General features: G+C 62.8%; 8 protein-coding genes and 1 tRNA gene. 5 read left to right on the top strand and 4 right to left on the bottom strand.

Features of this window, described 5'->3' with window-relative positions:
• Positions 1-8 precede the first annotated feature (8 nt).
• From ACKLNI_RS11635 to ACKLNI_RS11625, 3 genes are read left to right on the top strand one after another with little or no spacing between them, the layout of a single operon-like run.
• Entirely contained in the window at positions 9-137 is a 129-nt protein-coding gene (locus tag ACKLNI_RS11635; RefSeq protein ID WP_413716991.1) for an integrase core domain-containing protein, read from the top strand.
• Between the two features lie 2 nt (positions 138-139).
• A complete protein-coding gene (locus tag ACKLNI_RS11630) occupies positions 140-421 on the top strand; it encodes an FCD domain-containing protein (RefSeq protein WP_413719234.1) in 282 nt (93 codons plus the stop codon).
• Between the two features lie 42 nt (positions 422-463).
• Positions 464-1987 (top strand): malonate--CoA ligase, encoded by a 1524-nt coding sequence (locus tag ACKLNI_RS11625; RefSeq protein ID WP_413719233.1) that lies wholly within the window; start codon positions 464-466, stop codon positions 1985-1987.
• 153 nt (positions 1988-2140) lie between these two features.
• Here the strand turns inward: ACKLNI_RS11625 and ACKLNI_RS11620 are convergent, their stop codons facing one another.
• On the bottom strand, positions 2141-2845 hold the full coding sequence (locus tag ACKLNI_RS11620; RefSeq protein ID WP_413719232.1) for an IS6 family transposase: 705 nt from the start codon (positions 2843-2845) through the stop codon (positions 2141-2143).
• A gap of 68 nt (positions 2846-2913) precedes the next feature.
• On the opposite strand from ACKLNI_RS11620, the gene ACKLNI_RS11615 reads away from it, so the two are divergent.
• The gene (locus tag ACKLNI_RS11615) at positions 2914-3180 is read left to right on the top strand and encodes a DUF2924 domain-containing protein (RefSeq protein WP_413719231.1); all 267 of its coding nucleotides are present in this window, start codon (positions 2914-2916) and stop codon (positions 3178-3180) included.
• Entirely contained in the window at positions 3177-4853 is a 1677-nt protein-coding gene (locus ACKLNI_RS11610) for a recombinase family protein (RefSeq protein WP_413719230.1), read from the top strand. The genes ACKLNI_RS11615 and ACKLNI_RS11610 overlap by 4 nt, the downstream gene beginning before the upstream one ends.
• 368 nt (positions 4854-5221) lie before the next feature.
• On the opposite strand, the gene ACKLNI_RS11605 is transcribed toward ACKLNI_RS11610, so the two are convergent.
• From ACKLNI_RS11605 to ACKLNI_RS11595, 3 genes are all read right to left on the bottom strand, one after another.
• Positions 5222-5311 (bottom strand) — tRNA-Ser (locus tag ACKLNI_RS11605).
• Between the two features lie 52 nt (positions 5312-5363).
• Positions 5364-6083: an alanyl-tRNA editing protein gene (locus ACKLNI_RS11600; protein WP_413719229.1), complete on the bottom strand. Its 720-nt coding sequence runs from the start codon at positions 6081-6083 to the stop codon at positions 5364-5366.
• Positions 6080-8467, bottom strand: a complete 2388-nt coding sequence (locus tag ACKLNI_RS11595; RefSeq protein ID WP_413719228.1) for a DUF3772 domain-containing protein — start codon at positions 8465-8467, stop codon at positions 6080-6082. Before ACKLNI_RS11595 ends, ACKLNI_RS11600 begins: the two co-directional genes overlap by 4 nt.
• Position 8468 lies beyond the last annotated feature (1 nt).

The following is an 8468-nucleotide window of genomic DNA, read 5'->3' as shown; positions in this document are numbered from 1 at the left end:
AAGCTCAGATCGTCATCAATCACTGGCTCAGGCAGTACAATCACACCCGGCCGCATCAGGCACTCAACATGCGCCCGCCCGTTCCTGAAACCCTATTAGAGAAACCCCTGATCAGTGGCCCATACACAGGGGGCTAGACATGCTGAACATCGAGTTTCATGATCTGCTCATGAACGGTGCGGGCAATCCGAAGGCGATGGTGATCTACGAGAACCTGGTCAAGGGGATGCATCTGTTCCGCCAGAAGGGCTTGTCCATCTCCACCAACATCGCGCGCTCGATCGACGAGCACGAGGCAATCTGCGACGCCGTGGCGGCCGCCGATCCCGAAGCCGCCTGGAAAGCGGCGAATGCTCACATCGTGGCCGGCTTCGGGCGTTACATGAAGATAGTCGACCAGAAGGAGCAGGCGGCGCTCTGACCCGTTGCCGCCGATCCGAACAAGATACGAAGGCCAAGTCGCATGACCAATCCGCTCTATGATCGTCTCTTCGCGCCGCACGAGGGGAAGGAAGCCGTCTTCCTTCGCCTGTCCGACGGAAACACCATCTCGTATGCGTCGTTCCTCGAGAATGCGGGGCGAATTGCCAACACGCTCGTATCCGAGGGCGCCGGGCCGGGCGACCGCGTCGCGGTCCACGTCAACAAGTCGCCCGACGCTCTTGCGCTCTACGCCGCCTGCATCATGGCGGGCATCGTCTTTCTTCCGCTGAACACGGCCTACACTCCCGCGGAACTCGACTATTTTGTCAAGGACAGCCAGGCCGCGATCTTCGTCTGCGATCCCGGCGAGGCCGAAGAGCTTGAGCCCATCGCGCGGGCGGCCGGCGCCCGGCTTCTCACGCTTGCATCCGACGGCAGCGGAACGCTTACCGAACGCGCCGCCGGGCAACCGGCAGAGTTCCAGAAGGTGGATCGGGGCGATGACGATCTCGCGGCGCTTCTCTACACCTCGGGAACCACGGGTCGCTCCAAAGGGGCGATGCTGACCCAGCGCAATCTTCTCTCGAATGCCGAGGCTCTGATCGACGCGTGGCGTTTCACGTCCGATGACGTGCTGCTTCACGCGCTGCCGATCTTCCACAGCCACGGGCTGTTCGTGGCGACGAACGTGATGCTTCTTGCCGGGGGCTCGATGATCTTCCTGCCGAAGTTCGACGCCGAAACGGTGCTGGCCCAGCTTCCGAACGCCACCGCGATGATGGGTGTGCCGACGTTCTATACCCGGCTTCTGGATGAGCCGCGCTTCAGCCGCGATCTCGTGGCGCACATACGGGTCTTCATCTCCGGTTCGGCGCCGCTTCTGGCCGAAACCCACGACCGTTTCGCCGAGCGTACCGGGCACCGGATCCTCGAGCGCTACGGAATGACGGAAACCAGCATGAATACCTCTAACCCCTACGACGGTGACCGTCGCGCGGGCACGGTGGGTTTCCCGCTTCCTGGTGTCGAGGTGAAGGTCTGCGATCCGGAAACCGGGAGCGAACTTGCGCCGGGCGAAATCGGGGTTCTCTGGGTGCGCGGCCCCAACGTCTTCAAGGGGTACTGGCGGATGCCCGAGAAGACGCGCGAGGAACTTCGCGAAGACGGCTTCTTCATCACCGGCGATCTGTCCCTGATTGATGACCGGGGCTACGTCCATATCGTGGGCCGCGGCAAGGACCTGATCATCTCGGGCGGCTACAACATCTACCCCAAGGAAATCGAACTCTTCCTCGACCGGCAGCCCGGCGTGAAGGAAAGCGCCGTCGTCGGCGCCCCGCATCCGGATTTCGGCGAGAGCGTTGTCGCAGTCCTTGTGCCCGAAGCCGGCGAAACGATCGACCTCGATGCAATAGAAACCGTGGCGCGCCGGGAACTGGCCGGCTTCAAGCGCCCTCGTCGTTTCGAGATCGTCGCAGAGCTGCCGAGAAACACGATGGGCAAGGTGCAGAAGAACACGCTTCGCGAGCGCTTCGCGGGCGCGTTCCTCGTCACCCAAAGCTGAGGCCAAAGCCATGGGGATGCGGCGCTGGCAGGAACCGGCGCCGGAACGGGCAGGAAAGCCCCGCTCCTTGGCGGGCTGGCCCTGAAACCGATAGCCCCGGGGTGGTGTCAGACACGTTCGAACTAGTCTCCACATGGACAGATACACTGTCCCTTATTCAGCGCAGAGACCCCGCCATTCGGCGAGGGCGGCGGCGCGGTTGTGCTTGAAGAGTGGTCGGCTGGAGAGGCTGCGTTCCTGATTAAAGTGGTTGGTGACGGAGGCGTGGACGGCGGCGAACTTTTGAAGACTTCGCATACGCCGAAATCGGAGCATGGCCCGCTCGCGTCGTCGGAACGGCAGGTGTGAGTTCTCCGCGCGATTGTTGAGCCAGCGGCCGGTTTCCTGTCGGCCCGCCGCATCAAGTTCCTGCAAGGCAGCGCCGTAGGAACGAAGTCGATCCGTGACGATGACCTCAGGCTGACCATGCCGCTTCATCGATTTTCGCAAGAATTTCAATGCAGCTCTCTTGTCACGGGTCTTCGTGACGAAGCTTTCCAGCACCTCACCTTCGTGATCCACAGCGCGCCAGAGGTAATGCCGCTCACCGTTGATCTTCACGAACATCTCGTCGAGGTGCCACTGCCAGCGGCTCGACTTCATACCCGCCACACGCCGCTTGCGGATCTCAGCAGCGAACATCGGACCGAACCTTTGCCACCAGAAACGTACGGTCTCATGGCAGACATCGACACCCCGCTCATGAAGCAGGTCCTCGACGTTGCGAAGCGAAAGCGGGAACCGGACGTACATCATGACGGCCAGGCGGATAATTTCGGGGCTGCTGCGAAAGCCCTTGAACGGGTTGGGTCTGCTCATCCTCGGACGCTACGAACCCGACCTCCCATTCTCAAGGCCAATCCGTCTGACAGAACCAGGCGCGACGCATGGGCGGGCTCTCGAAACAGACCACCGCCGCGCTCACACGGTCTAACAGCAAAGCCAAGCCAAAGGCAGTGTCGTCGGCCCTCAAGCCCGGCGCGCGGCTGCTCCGGGAGTGGAACGGCGTCACCCATGTCGTCGACGTGGTCGAGGGCGGCTTAGTCTGGAAGGGCGAGACCTGGCGGTCTCTCTCGGTCATCGCGCGCGAGATTACAGGCGCGCATTGGTCTGGGCCCAGGTTCTTCGGGCTCAACGGTAAGGGCGGATCATGAGCACGCCCACGATCCGCTGCGCGATCTACACGCGGAAATCCTCGGATGAAGGTCTCGACCAGGAGTTCAACTCGCTGGATGCCCAGCACGAGGCATGTGCGGCCTACATCGCGAGCCAGAAGCACGAGGGCTGGAAGATGCTGCCCGCCCGCTTCGACGATGGCGGGGTCTCCGGCGGGACGCTGGAGCGGCCATCGCTTCAGCGTCTTCTCTCGGATATCGATGCCGGCCGGGTCGACATGGTTGTCGTCTACAAGATCGACCGTCTGACCCGCTCGCTGGCGGATTTCGCGAAGCTGGTCGAGCGATTTGAAGCGCGGCACTGTTCCTTTGTCTCCGTCACGCAGGCCTTCAACACGTCGTCCTCGATGGGGCGGCTGACCCTGAACGTACTCCTGTCCTTCGCCCAGTTCGAACGCGAGGTCACCGCCGAGCGCATCCGGGACAAGATCGCCGCTTCCAAGAAGAAGGGGCTCTGGATGGGCGGACTGGTTCCGCTTGGCTACGATCCGCATCCTGATCCCACCCGGCGGGAACTCGTTGTCAACGCGGCCGAGACCGAGACAGTGCGCCAGCTGTTCGCTCTCTATCTCGAGCATGGCTGTCTCAACGCAACGGCCAAGGCCGCCGAACTGGCCGGCCTGCGCTCGAAGCGTCGGACCTTTGACAACGGACGGACCCAGGGCGGGACCGTGTTCAGCCGTGGGCAGATTCACCGGCTCCTCACGAACCCGGTCTATCGCGGCCTGATCCGGCACAAGGACAAGACCTGGCCCGGTGCCCATGACGCGATCATCGCGGACGATCTCTGGGAGAAGGTACAGGACCGGCTGCAAACGGCCAGCGCCCGCCGACGCGGAACGCGGACCTCTGCACGCGCGTCACAGCACATCAACCCGGCCGCACCGCTCCTTGGCAAGTTCCGCGACGAGACCGGTGACCTGATGACGCCAACCCATACCCAGCGTCATGGGCGGCGCCTTCGCTACTACGTCTCGAACCGTCTCATCTCGGGCGGTCGCGATCCCTCGGGATGGCGCCTGCCCGCTCCCGCCTTCGAACACGCCGTGGCAACGGCCATTGCGGACCATCTCGAAGCAAGCGCCAAGTGCCACGCGATCCTTCGGCACGTCGACATGTCCAATGCGACCAACATTGCACAAGTGGTGATCGGCTTTGCCGAGACCATCCGTAAACGCGGCGCCTCAGCCGTGGCCCCGCTCATTGTCTCAGGCACGGTCAGTGCAGGGCAGTTGCATATCTCACTGGACGACGATGCTTTGCGCCGAGAACTGGGACTTCCGCAGGAGGAACTGGACGCGGCCGTGCTCGCCTTCTCCACCCGGTTCGACTGTCGGCGCCGAGGATCAGAGACAAAGATTGTTGCTGGAGACAGGCATCCGATGCCCGATGCGACTCTGATCCGCGCGCTTCGGAACGCGCACCGATGGGCAGACATCCTGAAGAGAGGGGGCTCGATAAGGCAGATTGCGCTCCGCGATCGGGTGTCCGACAGTTATGTCGCAAGGATTATCCCGTTATCGACCCTGTCGCCGCGCATCCAGGACGCAATCATCACGGGAACGCAGCCCGTAGAGCTCAGTCTCGAAACACTTGTTCGGACAAGGCTGCCGATGGCATGGACTGATCAGGAATCACGCTTTCGGTTCTGACCTCGCAGGCTCCCTGTTTCGCGCTGCAACTTCCCTGAACTCCAGAAACGAATTCCCTGTTCTGTCGGAGAGATTTCCCTGTTCCTGAGAGCAGGGAAATCCCACCTAAGCCTCTGTTTTATGGACCCTTATCCGAAGACAGAAGCCGAGATTCGGCCTGAAATTTGAAAAATTCCCTGTAAATTCCCTGTTAACGCAGGAAGCCACCAAAAGCGCACCGGCTAAATGGGCCCACTGAGACGAAGCCGAAATGAGGGCGGGGATCACGGTGATCGGTCGGTCTCTGCTCATGGAACAAGTCCGTAACTGGCGGAAATGACGGGCAGATTCAGACCAAGTTCTGAATGCGATAAGGAGACTGGGGTCGGTGGCGGAGAGACAGGGATTCGAACCCTGGAGACGGTTTCCCGCCTACACACTTTCCAGGCGTGCGCCTTCGACCACTCGGCCACCTCTCCGTGGAGGGCGTCATAGCCGCTTGGGGCCGGCGGATGCAAGAGGCGAGTGTAGCTAATCCTCGAGATGCAGATAGACCCTGCGGTTTTGCGCGCCCTTCTTTTCGATCTTGCCGATCCTCAGGCGACCGATCTCTCCGGTGCGCGCAACATGGGTTCCGCCACAGGGCTGCAGGTCGACCTGCCGTTCCGCGTCGCCGATACGGATGAGCCGGATGCGGCCGGCGCCGCGGGGTGGCTGAACCGACATCGTTTTCACAAGGCCCGGGTTGGCGTCCAGTTCCTCTTCGGTGATCCAGCTCTCGGTCACCGGCAGGTCGTCGGCCACCAGCCGGTTCAGCGCCTCGCTCAGCGCCTCCTTGTCCTCGGGCGGGGTCTCCATGTCGAAATCCAGCCGTCCCTTGGACTCCGAGATCGATCCGCCGGTGACGGACAGGGGGATGACGACCGAAAGCAGGTGCAGGGCGGTATGCACGCGCATGTGCCCCAACCGCCGTTCCCAGTCGATGTCCTGCGTCACCTCGGCGCCCACGCCCGGCAATGTCTCCCCCTCGGCGGGGACCAGAACGATCGCGCCATTCTCGTCCTTGACCGTCGTGGCGATGGCCGTCTCGCCGCCGTCCCAGATCAGGCGTCCTGTGTCGCCGGGCTGTCCGCCGCTCGTGGCATAGAACAGGCTCTGGTCCAGCACGATCCCGCCCTGCGCGCCGATCTCGGTCACGCGCGCCGGGGCCGTGCGGCGGTAGGCATCTTCGAGGAAAAGCGGTGAGGTCATTCGGGCTCGCTTCCTTCCGGGTCAGTCAGCGACGGGTCGATCGGCCCGGTGGGCGGGCGCGGTTCTGATGGCGCGACCGCCGCTTGCCGCAGGGCTTCGGGATTGCGCAGCCAGATATCGCGCTGGGCAAAGGGTATCTCGATTCCTTCTTCCGCAAACCTGCGGGCGATCTCGTGGTTCATGTCGGAATGCACGCTCAGCAGGAAATTCACGTCCTTCAGGATCGCGCGAATTTCGAAGTCGAGGCTATCCGCGCCGAAGCGCATGAAAAAGACGTTGGGCGGCGGGACAGAGACCACCATGGGATGCGCTTCGGCAATCTCTTTCAGGATGGTCTCGACCTTCTTCGTATCGGTCCCATAGGCAACACCCACGGGAACGATCACGCGGCCGATCGAGTTGCCGCGCGTCCAGTTGGTGACCGTCCCCGAGATCAGGTCGCCGTTGGGAACGATGACATCGGTCCGGTCGAAGGTCTCGATCCGGGTCGAACGCACCGAGATGGCCTTCACGATGCCCATCTGCCCGTTGACCTGAACCCAGTCGCCTTCACTGATGGGGCGCTCGATCAGAAGGATGATGCCCGACACGAAGTTGTTGACGATGTTCTGCAGGCCGAAGCCGATACCGACACCAAGCGCACCGACGATGATCGCGAGGTTCGACAGGTCTATGCCCGCCGAGGTGATCCCGGCGATTGCAGCAAGGGTCACACCCACATAGCCCAATCCCGAAATGACAGCGTTCTGCCCGCCCTTGTCCATGCTGGTGCGGGGCAGCACGCTGGATTTCAGCGTTCCCTGCACAAGTCGGGTCAAAAGGAAGCCCAGCGCGAAGACGACGGCGAATGTCAGGAACGCACCGGGCGAGATCGTCGTGTCGCCCACCCGGACACCTGTCTGGAAGCGGGCCCAAAGCTCGCCGATGTCTGTTGTGCGCGCGCCCCAGATCAGCGCCAGAATCGGAATGGCGCAAATCCAGAAGACGAAGCTGATCAGGACCGGGGTCAGCGCCTGTGCGGCCTGCTTGCTGCTCAACCCGCGGGCCAGGCCAAAGGCGGCGCGGATGAACACATGCAGTATCGACAGGAGCCCCAACATCGAAATGGTCGATGCGGTGGGCAGCATCAGCGACTGTGCCATCTGGTAATAGCCGATCGCCGCAGCGAGAGGGCCAAGGATGGCGACGGCCTGAAGACCCCGGCCCAGGAGGTGTACGACCGTTGCGGGGAAATTCGGACCTGCTGCCTCGTTCTTCCCCGATCCGACATGTGTCAGAAGCCGACCCAGCCGGAACAGGGTCAGACCCAGGACCACGAACAGCGGCAGGCTAATGACGCTGGCGACCTCAGACGAAAAGATGTCGCCCTCTCCAAGCACCTCCACCAGCAGCAGAAGACCTGTCCCAAGCCCCAGCATCTGCGCAAGGAAACGGCCTTCGGTCCTTGCGGGGTCGCTCAGTGCCAGCGGTGAGGACTCCCCGCCTGCCACCGGGAACAACCGGCCTCCCAGCCAACGTGCGATGGCATAGGCAAAGATCGCGACGTTGATCCCCAGCGCAAGGCTGCGGCCCGTCGGGCCAAGAAGCTCGGTCGAGATCAGCGCCGCATTGATCAGCGAAATCCCCAGAACCGGCGCCGCGATGGCGCCCAGCGAGACAAGGAACCCATAGACGATCCGGGCCTGCTCGCCCGAACGGGCCTCGATCCTGCGGATCAGGTGCTCGATCCAGCGCGGCCCGCGCGAAATCAGGATAATCGCCGAAATCAGCAACAGCACGACCACCGGCAGGCCATCCCATAGCGTGCCACGCTCGATGCGGGCAGCGATGTTGCGGCTCAGCTCGCCGCGAAGATCGGATACCGCGCTTCCAAGGCTCGCTATCGCCTGCGACCACAATGCCGGGTCCAGAGGCGTACGCTGCAGCCGGAAGATCTCGTCGGCCTGCCTGTCCCGCAGAGTGGCATCGATACGGCCGATCAGCGTGTTCGCCCGCGCATAGGACTCTTCCGCCTGAAGCCGTGGCTCCCGCGCCGTGGCAAGCTGCTGGTTCAGCGCGGCGCGCCGTGCGGCGATATCCTCGGGTTCGGTGGTGCCCTCTGCAGGGGCGGCGCCAAGCGCATCGATCTGCGCGGTCAGCGCTTCGATTTGAACTTCGTTGATATCCTGAGCCGCAAGAAGCGTCCCGCGCCACTCCACAAGTTTCGCGCGCAGGTTCTCGAAGGCCTCGTCCGACAACCTGTCTTCCTGCAAGTCGGTTTCGACCGAATTGGCAAGCGACTGGAAGGCCCCGAAATCCGGCGCGTCCTGAGCCACGACCGCGCCTCCGGTGCTCAGCATTCCCAGAGCGAGGATCAGGCGCAGATATGTCAGAAGCACGCGCATC

It is taken from the genome of Silicimonas lutimaris (assembly GCF_047314965.1).
In the GTDB taxonomy this organism is placed as follows: Bacteria; Pseudomonadota; Alphaproteobacteria; order Rhodobacterales; family Rhodobacteraceae; genus JAVJUV01.
The sequence above is the reverse complement of the archived record's forward strand: the minus strand, read 5'-3'. Positions and strand labels throughout refer to the sequence as shown.

Coding starts and splice junctions, on each gene's coding strand:
- ACKLNI_RS11620 (WP_413719232.1), bottom strand. CDS start 2,845: ATGAGCAGACCCAACCCGTTCAAGGGCTTTCGCAGCAGCCCCGAAATT.
- ACKLNI_RS11595 (WP_413719228.1), bottom strand. CDS start 8,467: ATGCGCGTGCTTCTGACATATCTGCGCCTGATCCTCGCTCTGGGAATG.
- ACKLNI_RS11630 (WP_413719234.1), top strand. CDS start 140: ATGCTGAACATCGAGTTTCATGATCTGCTCATGAACGGTGCGGGCAAT.
- ACKLNI_RS11610 (WP_413719230.1), top strand. CDS start 3,177: ATGAGCACGCCCACGATCCGCTGCGCGATCTACACGCGGAAATCCTCG.
- ACKLNI_RS11615 (WP_413719231.1), top strand. CDS start 2,914: ATGGGCGGGCTCTCGAAACAGACCACCGCCGCGCTCACACGGTCTAAC.
- ACKLNI_RS11600 (WP_413719229.1), bottom strand. CDS start 6,083: ATGACCTCACCGCTTTTCCTCGAAGATGCCTACCGCCGCACGGCCCCG.
- ACKLNI_RS11625 (WP_413719233.1), top strand. CDS start 464: ATGACCAATCCGCTCTATGATCGTCTCTTCGCGCCGCACGAGGGGAAG.